The sequence below is a fragment of the Candidatus Planktophila vernalis genome (assembly GCF_002288185.1).
GTDB classification, from domain to species: domain Bacteria; phylum Actinomycetota; class Actinomycetes; order Nanopelagicales; family Nanopelagicaceae; genus Planktophila; species Planktophila vernalis.
In genome coordinates this window covers 245,614-270,532 of sequence record NZ_CP016776.1, presented here as the reverse complement: position 1 = coordinate 270,532, position 24,919 = coordinate 245,614, and the positions used below count along the sequence as shown (strand labels likewise).

Sequence of the window (24,919 nt, the reverse complement as noted above, 5' to 3'; positions counted from 1 at the left end):
AAGGTTACCCCAGGCTCCTCAGCATTTGTATGACATGAGGCGCAATTAGGCGCAAAGCTTTTCCGCGATGACTGACGGCATCCTTTTCTTGCGGGCTCATTTGTGCGCTCGAAATACTCATCCCCAGGGGTTGGAAAATGGGGTCATAACCAAATCCTTCCTGGCCAACTGGTGCATGCAAGATCTGGCCGTGAAAAAGGCCCTCTTCAACATGGGTGCGACCATCAGGCATTGCTAGCGCTGCAACGCAAGTGAAATGTGCAGTGCGTTTGTCATCGCTGACATCTTTTAATTCGCTGAGAAGCTTTTCTAGATTAGCTTGATCATCTCCGTGAGTACCTGCCCATCTAGCTGAATAAATACCTGGATCACCATTGAGGAAATCAACACATAATCCAGAATCATCTGAAATCGCCGGCAATCCAGTTGCGTTTGCGGTGTATCTGGCTTTTAGTAAAGCGTTTTCTTCAAAAGTGGAACCTGTCTCTTCCACGTCAACTAAGTCAGGAAATTCATCAACACCTACCAGGTTGATTTCACCTGGTGCTAGAGAATCCAGAATTCTACGGAACTCAACAAGCTTTCCTTTATTGCGCGTGGCAAGAACTAATCTTTGTTGCACTATTTTGAGAGAACTTCTTTTTGCAGCTTGCTCAAAGTTGCACAACCCTCAACAGCTAAATCTAGAAGTTGATTAAGTAGTGCACGATCAAATGGAGCACCCTCTGCGGTGCCTTGCACCTCAATAAATCGGCCATCCCCAGCAACAACAACATTCATATCTGTTTCAGCGCGCACATCTTCTTCATAGCAAAGATCCAACATTGGAACTCCATCAATGATTCCAACACTTACTGCCGCCACTGAATCACTCAAAGGATTTGCTGTTGCTTTGATGTGACCTTGTGCTTTAGCCCAAGTAATTGCATCTGCTAGCGCAACATAGGCACCAGTGATAGCTGCAGTACGAGTTCCACCATCTGCTTGCAATACGTCGCAGTCGATAACAATTGTGTTTTCGCCAAGTTCCTTCATATTCACAATTGCACGAAGTGAGCGGCCAACTAAACGTGAAATCTCTTGCGTGCGTCCGCCTAACTTGCCTTTTACGCTCTCACGGTCAGAGCGTGTATGAGTGGCACGAGGCAACATCGCATATTCAGATGTAACCCATCCATTTCCAGAATCTTTTAACCAACGTGGAACACCTGGTGAAAATGATGCAACACAGAGAACACGGGTCTTGCCGAACTCAACAAGAACAGATCCTTCGGCATGGTCAAGCCATCCACGAGTGAACTTAATTTCTCGCAGGTCATTAACTTGTCGTCCGTCATTGCGTGCCATGTGCTGCTCCTATGTTTTATAGATCTTGGTGTTCGACGCGGGTTACTTCTGGACCTAGAAAACGTCGAGCTAAGCTTTCAAAAGCTTTGGCATCGCCAGTTGCTAAGAATTTGTGTGTTGGGGCACCACCACGTGCATCGCGAAGTAAATTGTTTTCAACTAATGTGCGATAAAGATCTTTTGCCGTTTCTTCAGCACTTGAAACTAATGTGACGCCTTCGCCCATAACGTATGAGATGACACCTGTTAATAGTGGATAGTGCGTGCAGCCCAAAACTAATGTATCTACTTTTGCCTCCATTACAGGAGCTAAGTAATCACGGGCAATTTTAGTAATTTCAGGGCCAGAAGTTTCACCACGCTCAACAAATTCCACAAAGAGAGGACAAGGAATAGAAGTAATCTGCAATTGAGGAGCAGCAGCAAAAGCATCTAGGTAAGCCTTGGAATCAACTGTGGCGCGAGTTCCAATAACTCCGATATGACCGCTTCGAGTAGCAGCTACTGCACGTCTGACTGCAGGTTGAATAACTTCAATGACTGGAACTTTGTATCGCTCGCGAGCATCGCGAAGCATTGCAGCACTAGCTGTGTTACATGCAATCACAATTGCTTTCACGCCTTGCTCTACTAAGAAATCCAAAGTTTCTAATGCAAATTCACGAACTTCAGCCAATGGGCGTGGACCATACGGACCTCGCGCTGTATCGCCGATATAGATTGTTGATTCGTTAGGAAGTTGATCTAGAATTGCTCTGGCAACGGTAAGCCCACCTACTCCTGAATCGAAGATTCCAATGGGTGCATTACTCACAGGCCAAGCCTACCGTGAGCGTGATGTGAAAACTAAATAGCTTCATCCATAAGCGCAACAATCAAGGATTCTTGCAGCCAACCTAACCAACTATAAACAGCGTAGACCCCGCGCATTGGATCATCTGGTGCCAAGAGTTCTAACTCTTCATGGCTATTTTGTTCAACCTTTAAACGAACGCCAAGTGCCAAACGAATGTCATTCATCGCACCCAACCAGTCATTAGCGCCATCGTGATCTACTTCAATGATTCCATCCACTGAACTCTTTAAAGTAATTCGCATTGACATTGAGTGTGCATACTTTTTTCCTCTTAAAGTTGATTCTGTGTATCGGCGAAACTCTGCTGCATCAACTTGGTCGGCATATGCATTTGGTAAGAGTCGAAGCAAAACTTCATCTTCTGGAGGTGAATCATGTGTTGTAATTCCAACCATCGCAGCAAGTGGGTCATCTACGTGATTATCAGTGCGCTCACCAAGTAGTTCAAGGATTTGTTCAACCAAATTAATGAGAACTTCACGCTCTGATTCAGAAAATTCTGCGACGAAGGCATTATCGCCGTGGCGATGGAAGCCATGTTGTTCATCTGTATCGTGATCTGTCATATCGCCTGATCACCTCGCTGCAATGTTGCCCAGAGTCCGTATTCATGTAAACGAGCAACATCGTGTTCCATTTCTTCACGACTTCCCGTTGAAACAACAGCCTTGCCCTCCGTATGGACTTTCATCATAAGCTCATGGGCTTTTTCTCTGCTGTAACCAAAGAGTTCCATTAATACATAAGTCACATAGGTCATCAAATTAACAGGATCATCCCAAACAATTGTTACCCAGGGTTTATCTCCGCTGAAAATCTCTTTTATGGCTTCTTCGATTTTCTCATCGACTTTAACCATAGTTAACGAACCACCACTGCGAATTCTGGAGTTAGAACTTGTTCATCTTTTGTTGTGATTTGGACTCGCAATTTAATAACTCCTTTCTTGGCTTCTATCAAGCTAACTTGGAATTCTCCATTAGCTCCAGTGGTTGTTGCAGTACCTATATTTTGCCATTTACCTGACACAAACTTCTGAAGCACAACAACTTGTCCCGCCAAGACTGGGAGCAAAGTTCCTTTCACAATAAATTCCTTGCCAGACTTCACAGAAGTTGGGCGTTCTAGAACTATTCGTGAAAGAAGGACGACTTTGCCTTCATTACTCAATGATTCTGCGCGCTCCCAAGTTCCTTGGGTACTAAACCTGAATGAGGCGTTAGCTCCAATAGTTATAGGAACACTGACGCTTCCATCCGCGCCACTTATGAGTTCTGCAATAGGAGTCCATGAATTTTCATTAGCTCGCTTTATTTCAAGGCTCACAGGTATTCCGGCCACTGGTGACTTGTCTTTAAGTGTGAGAGTGCTTTTCAAGGTGAAGACTCCCCCATAGAAAGTACCTTTGCTATTTACTTGTTCGACAGTGAGTGTGCTTAAAACGGTATCTGGAGCAATTGCAAGAGCAACATTTCTCATTGCTGTTGTAGCAGCTACATCTTCCATACCAAGTGTCCACAATGCCGCCCCACCTAAACGATACTTCGCAACTAGATTCATCCGCTCTAAGTAGCTTCGATCATTTTGATACCAAACAGTTCGATTAACTGTGCACGCAGTTGCTGCACCTTTTGCAGTTAATCCATTAAATGTCTGTTGGTATGAATATGTGGCTTCACTGCTTTTAACATCAAAAACCGGCACTGCCTGATCAATGGCTGCTTTTGCAGCTGCATAATTCATTCTAAATGTTGCAGCTTTCGCTCCAGCTTTTAATCCAGGTGGCGCAGTAGCAGGGCATGTTCCAGCAACACTGGTTATCCAATCTCGACCATAACCAGGAAGCCCAATAAAAACTTTAGATGCAGGCATAATTGAAATTGCGTATTGAAGTGTTTTCTCAGTCCAGCTAATTGGACCAATTGGCCCTGGTTTAGCTACTGAGTAGTCATAAGTCATGATTCTCAAACGATCAATGCTTGATGCAATCTGAGCCCATGAATAAACGTAGTAACCCTTTTGTTTTTCAGCTGGATTGAATGCATAAGGAGCTGATATTGACAGAAGTTTCTGCTGAGCGCGCAAAGCAACACTGAGTTCTTTTACAAACAAGACCCAGTTAGGTGCTGTTCTAGGCCACGTTGTATTCCCATCCACAAAAGCAAAGCCTTCAAAATCTAGGTCAATCCCATCAAATGAATACTTGTTCACAAGATCCACTATCGTTTTTACGATAGTTGTTCGAACTTCAGGCTTAGCCAAGTAACCTGATAAAACTAATTTATCCGTACCGTCAGTAATTGTGGGAATCAATTTTAATCCACTTTTGCGCATTAAACAGATTGTGTTGGCGATAGGCCACGATGGATTAGCAGTTGAATAATCATCTCTAATGAGAGTGGGCGTTTTTAGGGAATACCAAAATGGCATTACTTCTTTCATTAAATCTTTATTTGTAAATAGATATGAAGAATTGAGTAAAGCCATGTCTTCAGCTGAATACTCATTAGCTTCGCAAGTGACTGGCGAGTTAGCGGCAGGAGTCGGAAGCGTTGGTAATTTCTTAATAAAGGGCATTACCGTCTTAGTGGAGTAATACGGAATCCAGCCAGAAACAATCTTGCGAGGTTGATTATCGGCCGCTAGTGCTGGTGGTGATAATGAAATGATCATCAGTAGTGCAAGTGCAATGTAGGAATTACGCCTCATCATCACTTATCTTCTGGTTCGGGTTTTAACCCTGCATAAATCTCTTTGCATCTTGGGCAGATTGGGTATTTCTCTGGAGCACGAGAGGGAATCCATTTTTTGCCACAAAGGGCTCTTACAGCTTTTCCAGTCACAGCAGATTCTGTGATTTTTTCCTTCTTCACATAATGAGCAAATCGATCATGACCACCATCGTCTTCTTCAAGGTCAGGTCTAGTTAAGAGATCGGTGTCAGAATCCGTCTCAATTCCACGCTTTCCAAAGAGGCCCATGAGGTGGATAAGAATACCTTTGGCGATGGCAAAACTACCTAGTAGAATTCACAAATGAAGGACTTACTGCGCACACAAGATCTCAGCCGCGATGATGTTGAGCTTTTGCTGGAAACCGCTGCGGCATTTGCCGAAGATCCGCTTCGCTCGAAAAGCGCTTTAGCAAACAAGAGCGTTGCCATTTATATGACTAAGCCTTCAACCCGTACTCGACTCTCTTCTGAAACAGCCGTTGCCCACCTGGGCGGCACACCAATCTTTATTCGTGGAGATGAATTGCAGTTGGGTCGCGGGGAAACTATTGCGGACACAGCAAAAATTATTAGCGGTTACTGCAGCGCACTAATCATTCGCACATTTGCTCAGGCAGATGTAGAGGAGTTAGGCGCGCATGCATCCATTCCTGTCATCAATGCCCTGACTGATGATGATCATCCAACCCAGTTACTTGCAGATTGGTTAACGATTCGCGAAAACTTTGGAAAAGACATTGACGGTCGCAAATTTGTTTATCTTGGTGATGGAAACAATATGTCACATGCGTGGTTGATCATGGGTGCAATCATGGGAGCGCATGTTGTTGCTGCAACACCAAGTGGTAAGTGGGCGCCAAATGCCAAAGTTGTTGAGATTGCAAAAAATCTTGCAGCAAAGAGCGGTGGAAAAGTTGAAGTAAGCCATGATCCAGAAGCTGCGTCGAAAGATGCATCGGTTTTATATACCGATGTGTGGATGTCAATGGGAGATTCTGAAAGTGAACGCGATGAGAAGGTGCTAGCACTCTCACCCTTTGCCGTAACGGAGAATTTATTTTCGCTGACAAACAAAGACTCAATATTCATGCATTGTTTACCTGCTCACCGCGGTGAAGAGGTTGCCGCATCTGTCATCGATGGTCCACGTTCTGTGATTTGGCGTGAGGCATATCATCGCCGCACCACGATTCAATCGCTGCTTTTCCACCTCACAAAGGGTGACTTGAAAGGCAACTAGCACTAGCATTCTGCTCATGCGTGTAGTCGTCCCGAAAGAAATAAAAGATGGTGAGAAGCGCGTGGCGCTTGTCCCCGATGTCATTAACAAGTTAACTCGACTTGGCTTTGACGTTGTCATCGAATCCGGTGCTGGAGTCCATTCACAGGCTGTAGATGCTGAATATAAAGCTGCTGGTGCAACGATTTCTGATGGAGAAGTGCTCAGCACTGCTGATGCGGTTCTTTCAGTGCAACCATTAACTCCAGCTCAAATGGGCAAGTTAAAAAAGGGTGCGATCACCATTTCATTCCTCTCTCCAGTTACTGCAGTTGACTCAATCGATGCTGCAGCATCTGCAGGAGTAACTGCATTTTCATTAGAACTAGTTCCTCGAATTTCGCGCGCACAATCAATGGATGCTCTTACTTCTCAAGCACTATGTGCCGGGTATCGCGCAGTTCTTGTTGGCGCAGAACTATCACCACGATTTTTCCCAATGCTAATGACTGCTGCAGGAACAGTTACACCTGCACAAGTACTTGTTCTTGGCGCAGGAGTTGCAGGACTACAAGCAATTGCAACTGCTCGTCGACTTGGCGCAGTTGTTTCGGCTTACGATGTGCGCCCAGCATCTGCAGATGAAGTTCGATCAATGGGTGCAACATTTATTGAATTAGAACTTGAGTCACTTGAAGGTTCAGGTGGTTATGCGCGCGAGATGACTGAAGATCGCGCAGCAAAGCAACGTGACCTTCTAACTCCTTACATCGCCAAATCACACATTGTTATTACAACTGCAGCAGTACCTGGTCGCCAAGCACCGCGTTTAATGACTCAAGCAATGGTTGACTCAATGGGACCTGGAACAGTAATCGTTGACTTAGCAGCTGAAACTGGTGGAAACGTTGAAGGATCAAAACCTGGAGAAATTGTCATAACTTCTGGAGGTGTAAAAATCTGGGGCGGCAAAGATGTTCCAAGCCATCTTCCATTCCACGCTTCATTCCTTTATTCACGCAACGTAGTTAATTTGTTAACTCTCATGACTACGGCGGCAAAAGAGGGCGAAGCAGTTGCTTTTAATCTTAATTTTGAGGATGAAATCATTAATGGCTCGGCGCTAACACATGCTGGATCACGAAGAGGAGACAAATAAATGGAACCGATGGCAATTGTTTCAATCTTCGTTTTAGCGGTCTTCGTAGGTTTTGAAGTTGTTTCTAAAGTCTCTTCAACCCTACACACTCCCCTCATGTCAGGTGCTAACGCTATCCACGGAGTTATCTTGGTGGGCGCAATCATTGTTGCCGATCACAGTTCAACCAACCTTGAACTAGGTCTATCAGTGGCAGCAATCATTTTGGCAACTATCAATATGGTGGGTGGTTTCGTCGTTACCGATCGAATGCTTGAAATGTTCAAAGGAAACAAAAAATGAGCCGCACGGTATATGACCTCATAGGTTTAGCTGCCGGTGTTGCATTCATCCTGGCTCTAAAAGGTTTGTCTCATCCAAAGACTGCACGCCGTGGAAACTTAATTGGAGCTTTCGGTGCAACGCTTGCAACATTAGTTGTCTTCTTCTACGCCAATCCTGGTTCATCACTTCCACTTAATAACTTAGGGTGGATTCTCGGCGCGATGCTGATTGGTCTTGCGGTGGGTGTTCCAGCTGCACGTAAAGTGCAAATGACTCAGATGCCACAACTTGTGGCTTTGTTTAATGGTGTGGGTGGTGGCGCTGCTGCTTTAGTAGCAATTGTTGAATACCTCCACTTAGGTACTGAAGCAACAACTGCTGAAGTTATCTTCACCGTATTTACGGTAATCGTTGGCTGTGTTTCATTCAGCGGTTCGATTATTACTTTCTTAAAACTTCAAGAGTTAATGACTACTCGCCCAGTAATTTTCCCAGCAGGAAGATTCATCATTGCGGCCACCTTGGCTAGCGTTATTGGCGTGGGAGGCTGGGTTGTTACAGCCCTTGGAACCACGCCTCTTTTGATTCTTGCTGGACTCTCACTTCTATTCGGAGTTCTCTTCGTGCTCCCTGTGGGTGGCGCAGATGTTCCAATCGTTATCTCTCTCTTGAACGCTTTCACTGGTTTAACTGTGGCAGCAAGTGGTTATGTTTTAGATTCAGTTCTACTCATCATTGCTGGAACATTAGTTGGTGCATCAGGAACAATCCTGACTCGCTTAATGGCAGAAGCAATGGGACGTTCATTGTTTGGAACTCTCTTTGGTGCATTTACTGCAAAGCCGCAAGATGCAACTGGCTCAGGGGAAGAGCGTCCAGTGCGTTCAGGTTCACCTGATGACGTTGCTATCTTGCTTAACTATGCACGCCGTGTAGTAATCGTGCCTGGATTTGGTTTAGCTGTTGCACAGGCTCAGCACACCGTTCGCGAACTTGCAGACATGATGATCGCTAAGGGAATCGATGTTGCATATGGAATTCACCCAGTAGCTGGTCGTATGCCTGGACATATGAATGTATTGCTTGCAGAAGCAAATGTTCCATATGAACAACTTGCTGAGATGGATGAAGTGAACCCAACATTTGGTCAAACTGATGTGGCAATTGTTATTGGTGCAAACGATGTTGTTAATCCAGCTGCTCAAACTTCTCCAGGCTGCCCAATTTATGGAATGCCTATTTTGGAAGTTAATCAAGCAGCAAACATCATCTTCCTAAAGCGCTCAATGCGTCCTGGCTTTGCTGGAATTGAGAATGAGCTGCTTTATGATCCAAAGACGATGCTTTTATTCGGTGATGCTAAAGCCTCACTGACCAAGGTCGTCTCAGCACTTAAGGCACTTTAACTTCAAGTTGCAAGTGGTTGAATGTTTAACTAACCTTAGTTTTAGCAAAGGAGAGTTGAGATGCCTGCTGTAAGCGTTAGCGATATAACTGTTTTGCCGCGTGTTAGTGAAGTACCTAATGCACGTGCCCGCACAGTAAAGAGCATCACAACTGCGCCTCAAGGTTTTGAGGGCGAAGGTTTTCCTGTTAGACGAGCATTTGCCGGAGTTGATCTAGCTGAACTCGATCCATTTATTCACTTGGATCAAATGGGTGAAGTGGAATACGCACCAGGTGAGCCAAAGGGAACTCCTTGGCATCCACACCGTGGTTTTGAAACGGTTACTTACATTATTGATGGAATTTTCGACCACCAAGATAACAACGGTGGTGGAGGAAGAATTTCTGATGGTGACACACAGTGGATGACTGCAGGTGCTGGAATCCTGCATATTGAAACTCCCCCAGAAAGTTTAGTGATGAGTGGTGGCTTGTTTCATGGTTTCCAACTCTGGGTAAATCTGCCTGCAGCTAAAAAATGGTCACCGCCTGCTTATCAAGATGTTCGCGCAAAAGATGTTGCATTGCTCTCATCTAGCGATGGTGGATCACTGATACGCGTTATTGCAGGTGAAGTAGATGGACATGCAGGTCCAGGAACAACGCAAACTCCAATTACTTTAATTCACGCAACTATTGCAGCAGGTGCCGAGCTTCGTTTGCCATGGCGCCGTGATTACAACGCACTTGTATACACAATGGCAGGACATGGTTTTGTTGGCGATGAAGAACGCCCAGTTCACACAGGTCAATTAACAGTTTTTGGTGATGGTGACACAATTGTTGTTCGCGCGGCAAATAATCAGGAATCTCGCTCTCCAGAGATGGAGCTATTCATTTTGGGCGGAGCGCCGATTAAGGAGCCTGTTGCTTGGATGGGACCATTCGTGATGAATACAAAGCGCGAGGTTCTCCAAGCTTTTGAAGATTTCCAAAAAGGATTACTCGGATCAATTCCTGCAAACTATAAAGAGGATGCAAAGAAGCCTCTGAATCGAAGTGGTGCAGGAGCAAAATTAGGCGCAGATACAAAGCCAACCGATGTTTTAGATGTGCACGGAGCACCCAGGGATCTACAGCAGGGTTGATTGATAAGCCCCACCTGTCATACTTCACGAATGATTTGGTGGCCCACAGAAGTTCCGACGCTCACGCACGGCCTCATCACATTGCGTGCTCCACAAGAATCTGACATACCTGCAATATTTGAAGGCGCTCAAGATCCTCTTATTCCGATCTTTACACGCATCCCCTCTAACTATTCAATGGCAAATGCTGAGTTTTATGTTCGTGAGAGATCACCAAACGCTTTTGCAAATCAAACTGAGCTGCAATTAGCACTTGAATACGGCAATGGCGAAGATGCCAAATTTGCTGGTGCATTTTCCTTTCACAGCATGGATTTGCGAGAGCATGTTGGAGAAATAGGTTATTGGCTTTGCGCACCAATGCGTGGCAAAGGAATTGGATCGAGTGCAACAAAGTTACTAACGCAGTTTGGTTTTGAGAGCATTGGCTTTGAGCGTATTGAAGCTGTTGTAAATGTTGAAAACATCGCTTCTCGTAGACTATTGGAGAAATCTGGGTATACCCTAGAAGGCATCATGCGAAAGAAGTCTCGTAAAGAAGATGGAACGCAGATAGATATGGCGCTGTATGCAGCCACACGAGAGGATTGGCAGGGGCTCTAAATGGAAAGTCTGGCAATAATTGTTGCGATTCTCTTCTTCCTTGCAATTTTCTGTGGGCCAACAGCAATACTAATTGCCAAGATTAAGACACACTCACTAGTCACTTTAATAATCAAGCGAATTTTTCATGGGATGTTTATCACCTTAGGCACATTAGTTGGCGCTCAATGGCTTTTAATTCCAGGACTTCCTATAGCACCGCGACTATTTGGAATCACTTCTCTTTGCACGTGTTACATCGCAACTAGAAATGAATATTTCCCAGAGTTTAGATTGCTCAATCGGCTTGGAATTAAAAGTAGAAATAGACCAGAACATGGCCCTGTTTCTAAATGGAAACTTGGTGGGCGCAGTAATGGAAAAGATGGACATGGCCCAGAGGGCCAGCATTAAATAAACATGGTGGAGGTGCCGGGAATCGAACCCGGGTCCTTCGGTGCAAAAACAGGGCTTCTACGGGCGTAGTGTGATTATCGCTTTCTCAGTCCCGAAGTTTCTCCACACGACTCTTCGACGAACTCAGTTGCAAAAATGTTCTCCCTCGTTGTTTGCAACACCAACGAAGTGAAAAGCCCTCTAGCGACGCTAGACCCCAGGTCGAGAGCGGCACCTGGGCTAACGGCTTCGAAATGCTTATGCAGCGAGTTCGAAAGCTTGCTGATTAGTGTCAGCAGTTATTTTTTGCACGGATTATTGGTTTACGAGATCATTCCGGCTTCCTCGGCCCGCTTCCCCTGCCTCAACATCCAAAGTCGAGACCGTTCACCCCCAAGTTTAAAACTTGAAAGAAAAGAAACGTATATCTTTCATCGCTATGTAATTGTCAAAGTAATTCTCATTACTTACCGTCGCTAAATCGCACCCAAAAATTGGGCGAACTAGGCGGCGGTGGATTAAGTGTAAGACATAAAACGGACAAGCCAAAATCGATGAAAAAACTAGTCTTCGTAACGCTTAGATGCGCGTCCGCTCTTTCCTGAAGAACCTCTAGAAACCACGCGTGCTACTTCACGATCAGCCTCGCGAGCTTTAAGGGCTTCGCGCTTATCGTGAGCTTTTTTACCACGCGCAACTGCGATTTCAATCTTTGCTTTTCCATCTTTGAAATATAGGGAAAGAGGAACGAGCGTGGTGCCTGAATCCTTAAGCTTTCCAATCAACTTGTTGAGTTCGTTTTTGTGAACAAGAAGTTTGCGATCACGACGCGGGGTGTGATTGGTCCATGTGCCCTCGGTGTATTCAGGGATATGAACACCACTGAGCCAGAGTTCACCATCATTGATCATGGCAAATCCATCGATGAGCGATGCTCGACCGAGTCGTAGTGATTTAACTTCTGTGCCTGTTAAAACCATTCCACATTCAAAAACATCCTCGATCGAATAATCGTGGCGTGCCTTCTTGTTTTGGGCAATGACTTTGCGGCCAATTTCTTTAACCATAACCGAATCACCGCCCTTTCCTATTTGTTTGCGTCAAAGGATTACAGGGGCAATTCTCTCACTAGATGCGAAAGCTTTAGACCTTTAAGTAGCGGCGTAGCGTGACTACTGATGCAACGGTTGAAACAAATAGGCCTGTTGCCAGCAAATACGCTGAAGCGACCCAGACTTCTCCCCAACCAAAGAAATTGGTAAAGGACAAAAGTGGGGCGACTTTGGAATCTATAACGCTCTTGAGGGCTGCGAGTAATCCGGTTGCAAGTCCCCAACCCACGATTGCCGAAATGATTCCTTCAAGCAGGAACGGCAGTTGGATTGACCAAGAGGATGCACCAACAAGTTTCATCACACCAGTTTCACGCCGGCGGTTAAATGCTGCAATTCGCAGAGTATTACTAATCAACAATGCAGCTGTTAGTACTGAAGCCAGACCGACAAGTAGCGCACCATTTCTTAGCACTCCCAATAACTTAAAGAACTTATCCAAAATACTGCGCTGATCTTGGACTACATCCACCCCGGGGCGACCCGAGAATGCGCTAACAATGACTGCAAACTGTGTTGGATCTTTTAATTTCACTCTAAATGACTCAGGTAGTTGATCAGCAGTCACATTCGCTGCAATTGCTGAATCCTTGAAGCGCTCCTGGAAACGATTAAATGCCTCTGATTGAGATTCATAAAAGACACTATCCACTGCCGGCATTGACTGAAGATCTTGCTGGATTTGCAGGCGTTGTTCTGATGTAACCACACCACCTGAACATGATGGAGATTCAGAAAGTGAACCACACAAGAAAACCGATACTTCAATCTTGTCATACCAATAATCCTTCATCGCTCCGACTTGTGCATTTGAAAGCAAACCAATTCCAAGCAATGAGAGTGAAATAGCTGTTGTGACTATCACGGCAAAAGTCATCGTCATATTTCGACGTAGGCCAATACCAACTTCGCTTAGTAGAAACCGTGCGCGCATGTTGTGCCCCTTATCCCGTGTATCCATAGACACCGCGAACTTGGTCGCGGATGACGTGGCCTAAATCAAGTTCAATAACGCGCTTTCGCATCTGATCCACAATTCCTGCATCGTGAGTTGCCATTAAAACAGTTGTTCCTTCACGGTTGATGCGATCAAGAAGTTTCATAATTCCAACAGATGTTGCTGGATCTAAGTTTCCAGTTGGTTCATCGGCAATTAAAATTGGGGGGCGGCTGACATAGGCACGTGCAATAGCCACGCGCTGTTGTTCACCACCAGAGATTTCTGAAGGCAAACGATCACCCTTGTCTTCAAGACCGACAAGCTCTAGGACTTCAGGAACTTCACGGTTAATCTCTTTTTGGGAATAACCAAGAACATGCAGAGCAAATGCCACGTTCTCAGTAATTGTCTTATTTGGAAGCAGACGAAAATCTTGGAAAACTGTTCCAACTTGGCGGCGAAGCTCAGGGACTTTGTGTGTTGCAAGGGTTCCTAAATCTTTTCCGGCGACATGGATTACTCCAGCTGTGGGGCGCTCTTCACGCAAAATCAATCGCAAAAAAGTAGATTTACCAGAACCCGAAAGTCCCACAAGGAAAACAAACTCACCTTTAACAATTTCAAGATTTACTGAATCAAGGGCTGGACGTTCTTGTCCTGGGTAGACCTTTGTGACGTTCTCAAAGCGAATCATTTAAATCTCCCATTGCGTCTGCGGCGCGGATATCGGGGAATCCGCTCTCGGCCTGATGCATAGTTTATGGAAAAGCGAGCCAAATACGGGTATGTAACGCGCATGTGAGCCTGTGAAAAAAATGTGATTTATGCTTTAGACAAGGAAATTACGAACTTCTGCGCCACCTAATGCCGGCCTCGATAAATTCATCGATTTCACCGTTGAGAACCGCAGAGGTGTTTCCAGTTTCATAATCAGTGCGCAAATCCTTCACCATTTGATATGGCGCTAAAACATATGATCGCATTTGATTTCCCCATGAACCAGAGTTATCGCCTTTGAGGGCGTTAATTTTTGCCTGTTCTTCTTGGCGTCGGCGTTCCAATAACTTCGATTGCAAAACCGCCATGGCCGTTGCCTTATTTTGAATTTGGGACCGCTCATTTTGGCAAGAAACAACTATGCCTGTTGGAATGTGTGTTAATCGAACTGCTGAGTCAGTGGTGTTAACACCTTGGCCGCCTGGGCCAGATGAACGATAAACATCCACACGTACTTCTTTTTCATCAATTTCAACATGATCACTTTGATCAACCACCGGCACAACTTCAACACCAGCAAATGAAGTGTGGCGACGGCTTTGACTATCAAAAGGTGAAATGCGAACTAATCGGTGAGTGCCTTGCTCCACAGATAAAGTTCCATAGGCATATGCAGCGCTGACTCTAAAGGTAGTTGACTTAATGCCCGCTTCTTCAGCATAAGAAGTTTCTAGGACATCAACTTTAAAGTTATGACGTTCGCAGTAGCGTAAATACATACGCATAATCATTTCGGCCCAGTCTGCGGCCTCAACACCACCGGCCTCTGAACGAATAGTTATGAGTGCATCACGGTCATCGTATTCACCGTTGAGAAGAGTTTGAACTTCTAACTCACCAATGGATTTCTTAAGCGCATCTAACTCTTTTTCAGCATCGTGAACTCCAGAACCATCTGGTTCACTAGCCGCTAACTCAAAGAGAATTGGTAGATCTTCAACGCGCTGGCGAAGACCAGATAGCTTGGCAATCTCTGATTGCACGCGTGATAGACGACTCGTAATCTTTTGCGCACTCTCTGGGTCATCCCACAAATTGGGTACTCCAGCTTCTTCCTCAAGCACTGCTGCTTGTTTGCGAAGTTTAGGAAGGTCTAAAACCTTTTCAATTGAAACAAGGGTCGCGTCAATTTCATTGATCTCTAATTGATATTCGCGCGCTGCCATAGTGCAAGGATAGCGGAGAGCGAGTTAGTGAATAACCGGTGCCGCAATGGTGGTCAATGTAGGCGGACTCCAAATATATAGAACCCCTCTTGCACTTGATTTGTACTAGCGGCATTGGCAGACAAACTAGCTGAGCTTTGGGAAGTAAATGGCACGGTGAATGGAAATTTCACAGTGGCATAGGTAGATATCTCAACTGAAGTTCCATCACATTCGAAATCTGTCAACACAATCCCCTGTAGTTCTTGCCGCTTCATTGAAGAATCATCCGTGCTCCAATTGTGAAGTTCCAACATCACATCGATAACCGCTTGATTGCAGTCAATTGGAATTGCGGGATGCTCACGCTTGTTAATGAGCGCGAGAGGAGTTGTTGCCATTGTGCCTTTACCTGTGTAATACGAAGCACGATCTAATGTGTGAACCCCGCGCATAGCAGCCGCTTCTGTGGCTTGGGTGAGAGAGCGCTTTGCAACCATCACAGTTGCAACATCGGTCATTATCATCAAGCTTGCAACTGTTATAACGAATAATCCAATAATCACAATACTTAACGAACCTCGCTCATCTCTTAACTTTGATAGCCATTTCACTTCCATGGACTGATGTTTTCTTGTGCAGAGGCCTCAATGGTGCGGTGTGATTTGGAGTCAATATAAGAAATAGTTAATCGAATCCGACTATTAGCTGATAAACAAGGCAATCGTGAGCATTCGTAATTCACATCTATTGTGTTGATTTCCTTTGATGTAAGACCCAAATTTTGTGCAATCAGAAGGATTGCTTGTTCAGAAACCACACGGCCAGAATGATCGCTATCACTTGCAGCATATGCACGAACGCCCTCCCGTGCCATCACCCGAACAATGGCTTCGTTTGCGCTCACGGAGGCAAAGCTATTGAGATAAATGAATATTGGAATAAAAAGTGGAATAGCCAGTGCAACAAACTCAACAATGGCGCTTCCGCTTTCATCCCGTAATTTTGAAATCAATTGAGGTTTTCCATTACCGCCGCTCCATTAACGTCAACAACTGCATTGCCGCCAAGGAGTGCAACTAAACCCGGAACTAACTGAGGTAATGAATGCCGCCTGCGAGTAATTAAAAGCTTCATATGGGTAAATGAATCAGGAGAGTTCAATTCAATGACCTGATCTGAACTAGTGAGCACTCCACTGATTGCTCTTCTTGAGGCATCACTTTGAGCCAAAGAAAAATCGCTGTTGCGAAGATTAGTTGCAACTACGAGTTCAACTGCAATGAGAAAGAGAAAGATAAGAGGAATGAGAACAAGTGAGCTTTCAACATTGCCACGATCCTGTCGAAGTTTACTCAGGAAGTTTTGATGGATAGCTCGTGCATTCACTGTTATCGAATCCCATTCATGGCATCAAGTGAGTTTTTTAGAATCGCTGTTAAGCGTGGTGCAGCAATAGTCCAGATTGCAGTGACCAGCCCAGTGGTCATTAGGACGACTAACACCCATCCAGGAACATCTCCTTTTTCATCTTTTAACCGTGTATAGAAGTTCTTATGGCTCTTAATAAGGTATTCGCGCAGAACTAGCTCTGCATCAACCATTGATTTCATTACTGTATTCATCTGTTTCTCTTTTCCGCTGAGTAGTGTGTGAAATTCAAGTGAAGCTCACTATTGTTCTAACGTTGATTTCTAAAATTTCTATCTATTTTGGCTGTGCACAACTGCAACTGACTAGATAAGTACGTCTGGACTTGTCCACAAACATTCACACTCTGGATGTTGCGGAAAGTGCTGTAACTGGGGATTGAGAGCATCTAGAAAGTCCACAATCAGCTGGGCAGCTTGGAGTTCACTTTTGCCTGTATCTATAAATTTCAGAGCTGCGTGAGCTGCTAACGCTGCAACTTGGTGGGCAACTGCAATAGGAAGCTCATCACTTGTGCCAAGTGGAATCGAAAGTTCAGCAACACCTATGCGATCGGCTTCGATGAGTGAGAGACAGCGTCGGCATGGAGTGCTGCCAGGTTGAACAAAGGGCCCAACAGTTGCAACATGGCCAGGGGCTCTGCCAACAAAGAAGTGATCGTGACCATCGCGTAAAAGGTGCTCTACATACTGTGAATCAAAGCTTCCACAAATGATGCGTAAGTTCTTTTCTGGAAGAACTGGTTTTGGTGCTCCTCGTTGAGCAAGAGCAAAACTTGATGCCACAGGAAAGAGTGACCATTCGCGGGCAAGTTCTTCAATCCGATTTTTGTAGTTAAGCCCTAAGTCCGTTGTTCGCAATGATCCTGAGCCTAAATCACTATCCACCACGGTTGGATGCTTGTATGAAGCAGAGAGAGAAATTCGTGTGTTTGTCACACCACTTGCTAAAAGAATTGAGAAAAGTAAAGTTGCTGTTCGTGAGTTGCCGATAATCTCAACTCCAAAGTTCTGACGCGCAGTCATGACATCCACGCCACCATCTCTGACACCTTGAAGCCATGTTGCTTGGCTTAACTCTGGTGCAAGACGTTTTTGTAATTGACTAAAGGCGGCATCATTGCTTTGGTCTTGTGTGTGAGCTGCTCGGGATTGAATTGTTGATTGAAATCTATTATTGAGCTTTATTGTTTTTCTCTGTGTATCAAGAAAGTTTGCTGCTAATAATTGATCAATAATGGATTGGATTGTCGTAATCGAAATACCAAGTTTTTGAGAGATTTCATCACAGTTAAGAATTCCGGTGAACTGTTCAATAATTGATCTAGCTCCGGAGTGGTTTATGGCAACTCCATGAGATGAGGTAGCCATGGTGATAGAGCTTTCCTGTGTTGAACTCATTGTGCTGATAAAGACCCCGTTTTTTAAGCGGGGGAAAATTGGGGCTGCGGTGGTTGATGTGGTCATAAGGCAAGAGTTGCTATCGCCAAGGGTTTGCGTTTTCACATTTTCAAAACCTGTGGAGCATCCCCATAAATAATTACTCTGTGAGATGAATCATTACTAGTTGAATCACTGTGACGGCATGAAGAAACCCCCACAATCACCAAGGACGATGGGGGTCTCTTTTAACGCTAGACGCTCACAACGTGTGAGCGAAATTTAATTACTGTGCTTTGCCAAGGATGCGATTGACCTTGGTGCCACACACTGGGCAGATGCCCTGTGCCATGCGACGACCAGAGTCAGAGACCTTTACGGTTCCCTCGAAATCACGCTTCTCTTTGCACTTAACGCAGTAAGCGTCACCTTTGTATGTCTCTACTGTCATTTTCTTGTCCTCCGTCCGACGCTTGCAATCCCTAGGGGGTTGCTCCCCGTGCGGGGCGAGCGTTCTGTTAAGTGAGACGATACCCCTCGACACGCTCAATTGAGCCTAAGTAGGCGCGTTTGTGGAGGAGTTTTTTCACCCCTTAGCCAGGAGCTTTTTGAGCGCCTCAGGGGCTGCGAGCGCAGTTTCAGCTGCCTCATATCCATCTAGATAGGCGCTGGCGATCTCGGCCTTTGGGAATCTAGCCAATAACTCCTTGAACTCTGCCCCATGATCAAAATACTCAAGATGGATAGCTTCATGAAAGAGGACATAGTCCAGGGCGTAGTCGGGAGCGCCTTTGAGTCGATCAGAGATGCGGATGCTTCGATCCACCCCCGTGCACGAGCCCCAGCGCTCGCGCATGCCTCGCCACACCACCGATGCTGGCCGCAGAGAGATTTCTGGGACCAGTTGGGTCAAAAGCTCGTCTATCCGTGAGGCTAAAGCCTCTTCACTCATCGTAATGGCCGCTTCTTGGGCCCGAATCTTGGCCACCATCTCTGGAACCATCGCCCGTTCATCGGCTTTACTCATTCTGGCCGGGATAGAGACCACAATTCGTCCACCTTGGCGATAGGCAGAGATGTTTTTCTTTCGCCGGGTGGATCTAATAACAATGATCTCGCCTTCGTTGATTCCAGGAAGTGTGTTCTCACTTCCTAGCTCTTCGAATGCTGGGGTATCCATAGAGAGCACGGTATCTCCCAACCCAGAAATGGATTGGAAACCTCAACCACGTGTTGAGAGATTTTTAGAATTGCCAGGAAAAATAAATCTCCATTACACGAGAAAAACAGGTTGTGTCAAAGGCGTTCTCAGTTGATTCTCGGGCCAAATACATTTACGTTACGACTACGAACTCCTCGGATAACTGTTCTATATCAGCAAGGGGAAGGCTGATACAGAATGAGCGGCCGGGGAGTTCGCTTTTCTATCTGTGGCTTTTATAGGCCCGATAAATCATCAGGAATTTCAACACTGACTAAGTAACTTTGCGGCGTTAATAGATCATCTGAAGTTGGCAGGATTCCACTCCAAATACGATCTCTACCTTCTAGATCTTTGACCTCACGCACTGCTTTCCAAAACGTTGCAGCCTCTCGAGCCAGCTTTGGCGAGACCTGTAAACCAAACATCGTTGCAAATAACTGTTGAGCAGGAGCTGAAGTTGCTCTGCGGCGGCGCAAAGTTTCTTGCAAAGCAACAAGATTAGGAAGTCGCTCTCCTGCAGCAAGTGTGACAACGTCTTCACTCCAGCCATCGATGAGAGCAAGAACAGTTTCTAATTTAGTTAGCGCTGCGCGTTGAGCTGGAGTTTCCTCCGGTGTGAAAATTCCTTCATTAAGTGCAATGTTAAAACTCTCAGGATTAGTTGGATCAAACTCTTTACCTTCTTCAGATGCGTTATCAAAGACTTCTTGTGCTTGGCGCTGAATAGCATCGATATCTATGCGAATTCCTTTTCCATAATCTGAAATTGCTGTGCGAATATAAGAAATCAACCAAGGGTTATGAGCAAATAACCGCGCAACGGCGCTTTCACGAAGAGCATGAAAGATGCGAACTTCATCCATAGGAATGTTGAGATCTTGTCCCCACTCATCAATATTTTGTGGAACAAGTGCAGGATAAACAGGCTCTACTAATGGCAATCCCACATCATGCGTGCCAGTAACTGACGCTGCTAAACCACCAATTGATTGGCCCAGCTGTGTTGCGATTAATGAGCCAATAAATGAGCGCAGCAGCGTGGCAATCATCCCTACGGGAATCTGCATGGCATTTTCAGCCTCGCTTTGGCCTGCCTCTCCATTGGCATTGTTAAGTAACTCTGAAATCGCTGCAGCTAATCCCGTTGCTAATGGCTCAACAGATGTCTGCCAGCCATTGAGTGTTGTGTCGACCCAATCGGTTCTGGCCATCGCAGGATTTCCGGTTGCAGTTGTTTGAGAAAAGAAAGTTGCTTCATTGAGCCATAGCTCGGCAATTGCAAAAGCTTCTTCAATCTTTGCCACATCATTAGCGCCAATAGGGGCAGAGCCCTTTGCAGTGACAAACTTCTTTGCAGTATCTCGGACAATGTTTTTGGGAAGAGCCTCAGTCGTTGCAGAAAATCCTGGTGCACTCATTCCAAGGGCTGAAAACTGTTGTTGGATCTGTTGTTGCATTTGCGCCATCATGGCTGCAAAATCAACTGACTCGCCATCCTTATTTTTTTCAGGGTCATCTGAATTATCAGGTGTAAAACCAAATGGCGACATGTGTAAATCCTCCCAGTGCTGTAACCAGATAGCCATCTGATTTCTTCCCAAACTCACAGAGTTATTTGTGAGGGCGCAAACAAATGGGCATCTTTAGCGCCACCCGCCTTCTGACGATAGGCTGACCCCATGTCTAGCGCCTTTCTTGCACTCATCTGGTGGGTAGTCCCAGCTGTAGCTCTGAGTGGGGCCTTGCTCTATGTTTTATGGGTTACAAAGTTTGAAGGAAAGTTCCAGCAAGAAACCCAGCGCTCTGTTGGCCAGTTTCAGCGCTTTCAAGAGTCACTGCGCGATTCACAGGCCCGTGATGTTGCAGCAGATGCAGTCCAACCATCAACAGCTCCAAGTTCAGCTGGCGGAAATAGCAAAACTCAAATCATTAAGCCAGATGCTGCTGATGATTCTTTTGACGATAATCCTTTTCTGAAGAAATCCTAAAAAGAACTCTTTCAGACTGTGCGCTTTTCACCACTGCCTCGAATAGCCTTAATTATTCTTACGATCTTTGCCTCGTTAGCACTTATTGCCCCATTGCCTTATGTCATTATTTTGCCAGGTCAAGCACAAAATATATTTGAAAAATTAATAACTATTAAAGATCAAAAGTCATATCCAGCAAATGGACGTATTGATTTAATGTCAATCAGGGTAACTAATCCAAACTCTTGGATAATCGGACCAGAAATTCTTTATTCATGGATCAAAGCTGATGAGGCCGTTTATCCTCGATCTGCAATATATCCACCTGGCACGACCCAAAAGAGTGAAGACAAAAAAGCCAAAGCTGACATGGTTAACTCACAAGATAATGCTAAAACCGCCGCACTCTCCTTTTTGCGATTGCACCCTGAATATGGCGTTCCTGCCGATGATTTGCAGATAAAGAACATCACATTTGATGTGAAGAAAACCGGTGGGCCAAGTGGCGGCATGATCTTTGCAATTGGCGTTATCGAATTGTTAACTCAGAAGGATTTACTGCAAGGACGCCACATCGCAGGAACGGGAACAATTACAACTGATGGAAAAGTCGGTCCCATTGGTGGGATTAACGAGAAAATTCTGGCAGCACATAAAGCTGGTGCCACACTCTTTCTAGCCCCTGCTGGCAACAGTGGAGATATCGCAAATATTCCCCCTGGAATCAAGGTTGTGACAGTTGCCACCCTGGCCGAGGCCATGGCCGCCCTATAAAGGGTGAGAATGAAGCTTGCGCCCTCTTGCGCTAGCGTATGGCCATGACAAGTAATGCAACTCCACAGTTCAATTTCAAAGGTCGCCGCAGTCCCCTCACGCTAACAATCGTAATTTTGGTTGTTCTCTCAGGAGTTCTGCTCTCACTCAGTGGTTTCTATGCTGATTGGTTATGGTTTAAATCAGTTGATTTCACTTCTGTCTGGACAACAGTTCTAACGACCAAGATTTTTCTCTTTGTAGTCGCAGGATTGCTTACTTCATCAATTATTTTGCTTAACATCATCATCGCTTATAAGCGACGTCCACTTTATGTTCCATTGAGCATCGAAGCAGATAATCTCGAGCGCTATCGTGCACAAATCGAACCAATTAAGCGCTGGGTTGTTCTTGCACTTGCTGTGGGACTATTCTACTTTGCTGGTACTTCAGGATCAGCGATGTGGGAATCATGGTTGTTGTTTAAGAACTCAACTAGTTTTGGTGTGAAAGATGCACAGTTCAATATGGATATCTCTTTCTTTGCATTTAAATTGCCGTTCTACCAAACATTAATCGCTTGGGCGATATCTACATTAATTCTTGCAATTATTGCAGCAGCAGTTGTTCATTATCTCTATGGCGGAATCCGCCTGCAGGTTCAAGAAGACCGCACAACAGTTGCTGCACGCGTTCAGCTATCAGTTCTTCTAGGTGGCGTTGTCTTGATGAAGGCAGTTGCCTACTGGTTCGATCGCTATCAATTAGCACTTAAAGAAAGTAAGTTGATCACGGGCCTTACATATACCGATGTCAACGCCACTCTTCCAGCTAAGGCGATTCTTGCTGCGATAGCAGTTGTCTGTGCGCTGCTGTTTTTCGCAAATATCATTCGTCGCTCTTGGGTACTACCAGCTGCAGGAACCGCACTCCTTGTAGTTTCTTCAGTCTTGATTGCAGGAATTTATCCAGGTGCAATCCAACAGTTCCAGGTAAAGCCAAGTGAGTCTTCAAAGGAGGCTCCATTTATTCAGCGCAATATCGATGCAACCCGCAGCGCATATGGCTTGGATGATGTTTCCATTAGTGATTACCAGGCAACGGTTGCGACAAACACCGGTCAGCTTGCAGATGATGCGGCAACCATTGCCAATATTCGCTTAATGGATCCAAATGTCTTGTCTGCGACCTTTAGACAACTTCAGCAGATTCGTCCGTACTACAGCTTCCCAGAGTCGCTGGATGTCGATCGCTACACCGTAGATGGCGTAAAGCGCGATGTTGTTCTTGCCGTCCGCGAGTTGAATATTGAAGGAAACCCATCACGTAACTGGATTAACGATCACCTTGTATACACACATGGTTTTGGACTAGTTGCAGCATACGGAAATGATCGAGATATAGATGGAAAGCCAAAGTTTGCAGTCGGAAACCTTCCTCCTACCGGAGCGTTAGGAAAATTTGAACCTCGGGTGTACTTTGGCGAGAACGTTCCAAATTACTCAATCATTGGAGGCGTAAAGACCGATACGCCAGTTGAGTTTGACTATCCAGATGACACATCACCTAACGGACAGCGTAACTACACCTACACAGGTACTGGTGGAGTCCCAGTTGGTTCATTAATCAATAAAGTTATCTTCGCTTTGAAGTACCAGGAGCAGAGAATTCTTCTTTCAAATCTCATCAATAAGGATTCAAAGATTCTCTTTGAACGTAATCCTCGTGACCGTGTTGCAAAAGTCGCTCCTTGGTTGACCCTTGATGGAGATCCATACCCAGCTCTTGTTGATGGAAAAATCATGTGGATTATTGATGGCTTTACAACAAGTGCTGGTTACCCTTATTCACGCCAGAGTGTTCTTTCAAATGTAATTGCAGATATTCAAGGCTCTGCAACCATCGGTGCTCAGCGCAATCGAACTGTTAATTACATCCGTAACTCAGTTAAAGCAACAGTTGATGCCTACAACGGTACTGTGACTTTGTACGAGTGGAATGAGAAGGATCCAGTTCTAAAGACGTGGGCAAAGGCTTTCCCAAACACTATTAAGCCAAAGAGTGAGATCTCTGCTCAGCTACTAGAACACATTCGCTACCCAGAGGATCTCTTCCGTGTTCAACGTGAAATCCTTAGTTCGTATCATGTTAAGACAGCGGAAGCTTTCTACGGTGGTCAGGATTTCTGGCGCGTACCTCGTGACCCATCAACATTTGGAGCTAACGCATCTGCGCAACCTCCTTATTACTTAACACTTCAAATGCCAGGTACAAAGAAGCCTGTCTTCTCATTGACTACTCCTTTTGTTCCACGTGGTGGTCGCGAAAACCTTTCAGCGTTTGCAGTTGTTAACTCAGATCCAGGTCCTGATTACGGAAAGATATCCGTGCTGCAATTGCCACGTAACACCAATATTGCAGGTCCATCACAGGTGGCCTCAAACTTTGAAGCAAAACCTGAAGTTGCAAACTCATTGTCACTTCTACGTCGTGGTGGCTCTGATGTTGTATTAGGAAATCTGCTCACACTTCCAGTTGGTGGTGGTCTGTTGTATGTGCAGCCTGTTTATGTCAGAGCGACTTCAAACACAGCTGCATATCCATTGCTTCAGAAAGTTCTCGTATCCTTCGGAGATCAAATTGGTTATGACGACACACTAAAGGGTGCACTTGATCAAGTGTTCGGTGGTAACTCCGGAACTGTGGCAGGTGGCTCTTCTAGTGGCACCACTGGCCAGACGAGCACAAACTCTTCACTTGCAAACTCACTAGCCAGTGCAAAGCAAGCATATGCAGATGGCCTTGCAGCACTAGCAAAGGGAGATTTTGCAGCCTATGACAAAGCACAAAAGCGATTGAAGTCCGCTCTTGATGCAGCAATCAATGCACAGAACAAATAGTGATGCAGTAAAAGAAAAGTAATTACAAAGATAAAGGCCAGATTCATGCGAGTAATTGCATGGATTTGGTCTTTATCTATTGATGCACATAAGATTGCTTCACCGACGCGGGGTGGAGCAGCTCGGTAGCTCGCTGGGCTCATAACCCAGAGGTCGTAGGTTCAAATCCTGCCCCCGCTACTACGCACAACAGTATGAAAGATCTCGCTGGTGGAAC

At 45.3% G+C, this 24,919-nt stretch carries 29 protein-coding genes, 1 tRNA gene and 1 other RNA gene; 11 read left to right on the top strand and 20 right to left on the bottom strand.

Annotated elements, in window-relative coordinates; genetic code table 11:
• Positions 1–4: 4 nt before the first annotated feature.
• The 7 genes from A7sIIA15_RS01510 to A7sIIA15_RS01480 are packed head-to-tail and all read right to left on the bottom strand — an operon-like array spanning position 5 to position 5,184.
• Complete coding sequence (locus A7sIIA15_RS01510; protein ID WP_095685469.1) at positions 5–622, bottom strand: XTP/dITP diphosphatase; 618 nt, start codon at positions 620–622, stop codon at positions 5–7.
• Positions 622–1,347, bottom strand: a complete 726-nt coding sequence (gene rph, locus A7sIIA15_RS01505; protein WP_095685468.1) for a ribonuclease PH — start codon at positions 1,345–1,347, stop codon at positions 622–624. Before rph ends, A7sIIA15_RS01510 begins: the two co-directional genes overlap by 1 nt.
• A gap of 16 nt (positions 1,348–1,363) precedes the next feature.
• The gene (murI, locus tag A7sIIA15_RS01500) at positions 1,364–2,161 is read right to left on the bottom strand and encodes a glutamate racemase (protein ID WP_095685467.1); all 798 of its coding nucleotides are present in this window, start codon (positions 2,159–2,161) and stop codon (positions 1,364–1,366) included.
• Between the two features lie 32 nt (positions 2,162–2,193).
• Positions 2,194–2,769, bottom strand: coding sequence for a DUF2017 domain-containing protein (locus tag A7sIIA15_RS01495; RefSeq protein WP_095685466.1), 576 nt, complete (start codon positions 2,767–2,769; stop codon positions 2,194–2,196).
• Positions 2,766–3,062, bottom strand: coding sequence for an ATP-dependent Clp protease adapter ClpS (clpS, locus tag A7sIIA15_RS01490; RefSeq protein ID WP_095685465.1), 297 nt, complete (start codon positions 3,060–3,062; stop codon positions 2,766–2,768). The genes A7sIIA15_RS01495 and clpS overlap by 4 nt, the downstream gene beginning before the upstream one ends.
• A 2-nt stretch (positions 3,063–3,064) precedes the next feature.
• Positions 3,065–4,876, bottom strand: a complete 1,812-nt coding sequence (locus tag A7sIIA15_RS01485) for a glycosyl hydrolase family 18 protein (protein WP_223298268.1) — start codon at positions 4,874–4,876, stop codon at positions 3,065–3,067.
• Positions 4,877–4,914: 38 nt separating this feature from the next.
• Positions 4,915–5,184: a DUF3039 domain-containing protein gene (locus A7sIIA15_RS01480; protein WP_095685463.1), complete on the bottom strand. Its 270-nt coding sequence runs from the start codon at positions 5,182–5,184 to the stop codon at positions 4,915–4,917.
• 54 nt (positions 5,185–5,238) lie between these two features.
• On the opposite strand from A7sIIA15_RS01480, the gene argF reads away from it, so the two are divergent.
• The 7 genes from argF to A7sIIA15_RS01445 are packed head-to-tail and all read left to right on the top strand — an operon-like array spanning position 5,239 to position 11,109.
• On the top strand, positions 5,239–6,177 hold the full coding sequence (gene argF, locus A7sIIA15_RS01475; RefSeq protein WP_095685462.1) for an ornithine carbamoyltransferase: 939 nt from the start codon (positions 5,239–5,241) through the stop codon (positions 6,175–6,177).
• Positions 6,178–6,193: 16 nt separating this feature from the next.
• Complete coding sequence (locus A7sIIA15_RS01470; RefSeq protein WP_095685461.1) at positions 6,194–7,315, top strand: Re/Si-specific NAD(P)(+) transhydrogenase subunit alpha; 1,122 nt, start codon at positions 6,194–6,196, stop codon at positions 7,313–7,315.
• Positions 7,316–7,597, top strand: a complete 282-nt coding sequence (locus A7sIIA15_RS01465; RefSeq protein ID WP_095685460.1) for an NAD(P) transhydrogenase subunit alpha part 2 — start codon at positions 7,316–7,318, stop codon at positions 7,595–7,597.
• Positions 7,594–8,985: an NAD(P)(+) transhydrogenase (Re/Si-specific) subunit beta gene (locus A7sIIA15_RS01460; protein ID WP_095685459.1), complete on the top strand. Its 1,392-nt coding sequence runs from the start codon at positions 7,594–7,596 to the stop codon at positions 8,983–8,985. Before A7sIIA15_RS01465 ends, A7sIIA15_RS01460 begins: the two co-directional genes overlap by 4 nt.
• A 60-nt stretch (positions 8,986–9,045) precedes the next feature.
• Positions 9,046–10,113 carry a pirin family protein gene (locus tag A7sIIA15_RS01455; RefSeq protein WP_095685458.1) on the top strand — a complete coding sequence of 356 codons (1,068 nt, stop codon included), beginning with the start codon at positions 9,046–9,048 and terminating at the stop codon, positions 10,111–10,113.
• A 30-nt stretch (positions 10,114–10,143) separates the two neighbouring features.
• On the top strand, positions 10,144–10,716 hold the full coding sequence (locus A7sIIA15_RS01450) for a GNAT family N-acetyltransferase (RefSeq protein WP_095685457.1): 573 nt from the start codon (positions 10,144–10,146) through the stop codon (positions 10,714–10,716).
• The gene (locus tag A7sIIA15_RS01445) at positions 10,717–11,109 is read left to right on the top strand and encodes a hypothetical protein (RefSeq protein WP_095685456.1); all 393 of its coding nucleotides are present in this window, start codon (positions 10,717–10,719) and stop codon (positions 11,107–11,109) included.
• A gap of 7 nt (positions 11,110–11,116) precedes the next feature.
• On the opposite strand, the gene ssrA is transcribed toward A7sIIA15_RS01445, so the two are convergent.
• From ssrA to A7sIIA15_RS01380, 13 genes are all read right to left on the bottom strand, one after another.
• Positions 11,117–11,486: a transfer-messenger RNA gene (gene ssrA, locus A7sIIA15_RS01440) on the bottom strand.
• A 168-nt stretch (positions 11,487–11,654) separates the two neighbouring features.
• Positions 11,655–12,158: an SsrA-binding protein SmpB gene (smpB, locus tag A7sIIA15_RS01435; protein WP_095685455.1), complete on the bottom strand. Its 504-nt coding sequence runs from the start codon at positions 12,156–12,158 to the stop codon at positions 11,655–11,657.
• Between the two features lie 76 nt (positions 12,159–12,234).
• Positions 12,235–13,137 carry a permease-like cell division protein FtsX gene (ftsX, locus tag A7sIIA15_RS01430; RefSeq protein WP_095685454.1) on the bottom strand — a complete coding sequence of 301 codons (903 nt, stop codon included), beginning with the start codon at positions 13,135–13,137 and terminating at the stop codon, positions 12,235–12,237.
• Positions 13,138–13,147: 10 nt separating this feature from the next.
• On the bottom strand, positions 13,148–13,837 hold the full coding sequence (ftsE, locus tag A7sIIA15_RS01425; protein ID WP_095685453.1) for a cell division ATP-binding protein FtsE: 690 nt from the start codon (positions 13,835–13,837) through the stop codon (positions 13,148–13,150).
• A 148-nt stretch (positions 13,838–13,985) separates the two neighbouring features.
• Entirely contained in the window at positions 13,986–15,086 is a 1,101-nt protein-coding gene (gene prfB / locus A7sIIA15_RS01420; RefSeq protein ID WP_095685452.1) for a peptide chain release factor 2, read from the bottom strand.
• 53 nt (positions 15,087–15,139) lie between these two features.
• The gene (locus tag A7sIIA15_RS01415) at positions 15,140–15,685 is read right to left on the bottom strand and encodes a hypothetical protein (RefSeq protein WP_095685451.1); all 546 of its coding nucleotides are present in this window, start codon (positions 15,683–15,685) and stop codon (positions 15,140–15,142) included.
• On the bottom strand, positions 15,676–16,080 hold the full coding sequence (locus A7sIIA15_RS01410; protein ID WP_095685450.1) for a TadE/TadG family type IV pilus assembly protein: 405 nt from the start codon (positions 16,078–16,080) through the stop codon (positions 15,676–15,678). The genes A7sIIA15_RS01415 and A7sIIA15_RS01410 overlap by 10 nt, the downstream gene beginning before the upstream one ends.
• Positions 16,077–16,454 carry a TadE/TadG family type IV pilus assembly protein gene (locus A7sIIA15_RS01405; protein ID WP_095685449.1) on the bottom strand — a complete coding sequence of 126 codons (378 nt, stop codon included), beginning with the start codon at positions 16,452–16,454 and terminating at the stop codon, positions 16,077–16,079. The genes A7sIIA15_RS01410 and A7sIIA15_RS01405 overlap by 4 nt, the downstream gene beginning before the upstream one ends.
• A 2-nt stretch (positions 16,455–16,456) precedes the next feature.
• Positions 16,457–16,690 (bottom strand): hypothetical protein, encoded by a 234-nt coding sequence (locus A7sIIA15_RS01400; protein ID WP_190279163.1) that lies wholly within the window; start codon positions 16,688–16,690, stop codon positions 16,457–16,459.
• Between the two features lie 111 nt (positions 16,691–16,801).
• Positions 16,802–17,866, bottom strand: coding sequence for a hypothetical protein (locus A7sIIA15_RS01395; RefSeq protein WP_095685448.1), 1,065 nt, complete (start codon positions 17,864–17,866; stop codon positions 16,802–16,804).
• Positions 17,867–18,161: 295 nt separating this feature from the next.
• Complete coding sequence (locus tag A7sIIA15_RS07060) at positions 18,162–18,326, bottom strand: DUF5679 domain-containing protein (protein ID WP_018224953.1); 165 nt, start codon at positions 18,324–18,326, stop codon at positions 18,162–18,164.
• Between the two features lie 135 nt (positions 18,327–18,461).
• Positions 18,462–19,055: a M48 metallopeptidase family protein gene (locus A7sIIA15_RS01385; protein WP_095685447.1), complete on the bottom strand. Its 594-nt coding sequence runs from the start codon at positions 19,053–19,055 to the stop codon at positions 18,462–18,464.
• Positions 19,056–19,312: 257 nt separating this feature from the next.
• A complete protein-coding gene (locus A7sIIA15_RS01380; protein ID WP_223298267.1) occupies positions 19,313–20,665 on the bottom strand; it encodes a zinc-dependent metalloprotease in 1,353 nt (450 codons plus the stop codon).
• Between the two features lie 93 nt (positions 20,666–20,758).
• Between A7sIIA15_RS01380 and A7sIIA15_RS01375 the strand changes: the two genes are divergently transcribed.
• The 4 genes from A7sIIA15_RS01375 (at position 20,759) to A7sIIA15_RS01360 (ending at position 24,882) form a co-directional block, all read left to right on the top strand.
• Positions 20,759–21,067, top strand: coding sequence for a hypothetical protein (locus tag A7sIIA15_RS01375; protein ID WP_095685445.1), 309 nt, complete (start codon positions 20,759–20,761; stop codon positions 21,065–21,067).
• A gap of 18 nt (positions 21,068–21,085) precedes the next feature.
• The gene (locus A7sIIA15_RS01370) at positions 21,086–21,823 is read left to right on the top strand and encodes a S16 family serine protease (RefSeq protein WP_095685444.1); all 738 of its coding nucleotides are present in this window, start codon (positions 21,086–21,088) and stop codon (positions 21,821–21,823) included.
• A 38-nt stretch (positions 21,824–21,861) separates the two neighbouring features.
• On the top strand, positions 21,862–24,702 hold the full coding sequence (locus A7sIIA15_RS01365; protein ID WP_095685443.1) for a UPF0182 family membrane protein: 2,841 nt from the start codon (positions 21,862–21,864) through the stop codon (positions 24,700–24,702).
• A 106-nt stretch (positions 24,703–24,808) separates the two neighbouring features.
• Positions 24,809–24,882: transfer RNA gene (locus A7sIIA15_RS01360), tRNA-Met, on the top strand.
• The last annotated feature ends 37 nt before the right edge of the window (positions 24,883–24,919 follow it).

Excerpts from the sequence above, each read along its gene's own strand:
- rph (WP_095685468.1), bottom strand. The coding sequence starts at position 1,347 with ATGGCACGCAATGACGGACGACAAGTTAATGACCTGCGAGAAATTAAG.
- A7sIIA15_RS01495 (WP_095685466.1), bottom strand. The coding sequence starts at position 2,769 with ATGACAGATCACGATACAGATGAACAACATGGCTTCCATCGCCACGGC.
- clpS (WP_095685465.1), bottom strand. The coding sequence starts at position 3,062 with ATGGTTAAAGTCGATGAGAAAATCGAAGAAGCCATAAAAGAGATTTTC.
- A7sIIA15_RS01485 (WP_223298268.1), bottom strand. The coding sequence starts at position 4,876 with ATGATCATTTCATTATCACCACCAGCACTAGCGGCCGATAATCAACCT.
- A7sIIA15_RS01480 (WP_095685463.1), bottom strand. The coding sequence starts at position 5,184 with ATGGGCCTCTTTGGAAAGCGTGGAATTGAGACGGATTCTGACACCGAT.
- argF (WP_095685462.1), top strand. The coding sequence starts at position 5,239 with ATGAAGGACTTACTGCGCACACAAGATCTCAGCCGCGATGATGTTGAG.
- A7sIIA15_RS01470 (WP_095685461.1), top strand. The coding sequence starts at position 6,194 with ATGCGTGTAGTCGTCCCGAAAGAAATAAAAGATGGTGAGAAGCGCGTG.
- A7sIIA15_RS01465 (WP_095685460.1), top strand. The coding sequence starts at position 7,316 with ATGGAACCGATGGCAATTGTTTCAATCTTCGTTTTAGCGGTCTTCGTA.
- A7sIIA15_RS01460 (WP_095685459.1), top strand. The coding sequence starts at position 7,594 with ATGAGCCGCACGGTATATGACCTCATAGGTTTAGCTGCCGGTGTTGCA.
- A7sIIA15_RS01455 (WP_095685458.1), top strand. The coding sequence starts at position 9,046 with ATGCCTGCTGTAAGCGTTAGCGATATAACTGTTTTGCCGCGTGTTAGT.
- A7sIIA15_RS01450 (WP_095685457.1), top strand. The coding sequence starts at position 10,144 with ATGATTTGGTGGCCCACAGAAGTTCCGACGCTCACGCACGGCCTCATC.
- A7sIIA15_RS01445 (WP_095685456.1), top strand. The coding sequence starts at position 10,717 with ATGGAAAGTCTGGCAATAATTGTTGCGATTCTCTTCTTCCTTGCAATT.
- smpB (WP_095685455.1), bottom strand. The coding sequence starts at position 12,158 with ATGGTTAAAGAAATTGGCCGCAAAGTCATTGCCCAAAACAAGAAGGCA.
- ftsX (WP_095685454.1), bottom strand. The coding sequence starts at position 13,137 with ATGCGCGCACGGTTTCTACTAAGCGAAGTTGGTATTGGCCTACGTCGA.
- ftsE (WP_095685453.1), bottom strand. The coding sequence starts at position 13,837 with ATGATTCGCTTTGAGAACGTCACAAAGGTCTACCCAGGACAAGAACGT.
- prfB (WP_095685452.1), bottom strand. The coding sequence starts at position 15,086 with ATGGCAGCGCGCGAATATCAATTAGAGATCAATGAAATTGACGCGACC.
- A7sIIA15_RS01415 (WP_095685451.1), bottom strand. The coding sequence starts at position 15,685 with ATGGAAGTGAAATGGCTATCAAAGTTAAGAGATGAGCGAGGTTCGTTA.
- A7sIIA15_RS01400 (WP_190279163.1), bottom strand. The coding sequence starts at position 16,690 with ATGAATACAGTAATGAAATCAATGGTTGATGCAGAGCTAGTTCTGCGC.
- A7sIIA15_RS01395 (WP_095685448.1), bottom strand. The coding sequence starts at position 17,866 with ATGGCTACCTCATCTCATGGAGTTGCCATAAACCACTCCGGAGCTAGA.
- A7sIIA15_RS07060 (WP_018224953.1), bottom strand. The coding sequence starts at position 18,326 with ATGACAGTAGAGACATACAAAGGTGACGCTTACTGCGTTAAGTGCAAA.
- A7sIIA15_RS01385 (WP_095685447.1), bottom strand. The coding sequence starts at position 19,055 with ATGGATACCCCAGCATTCGAAGAGCTAGGAAGTGAGAACACACTTCCT.
- A7sIIA15_RS01380 (WP_223298267.1), bottom strand. The coding sequence starts at position 20,665 with ATGGCTATCTGGTTACAGCACTGGGAGGATTTACACATGTCGCCATTT.
- A7sIIA15_RS01375 (WP_095685445.1), top strand. The coding sequence starts at position 20,759 with ATGTCTAGCGCCTTTCTTGCACTCATCTGGTGGGTAGTCCCAGCTGTA.
- A7sIIA15_RS01365 (WP_095685443.1), top strand. The coding sequence starts at position 21,862 with ATGGCCATGACAAGTAATGCAACTCCACAGTTCAATTTCAAAGGTCGC.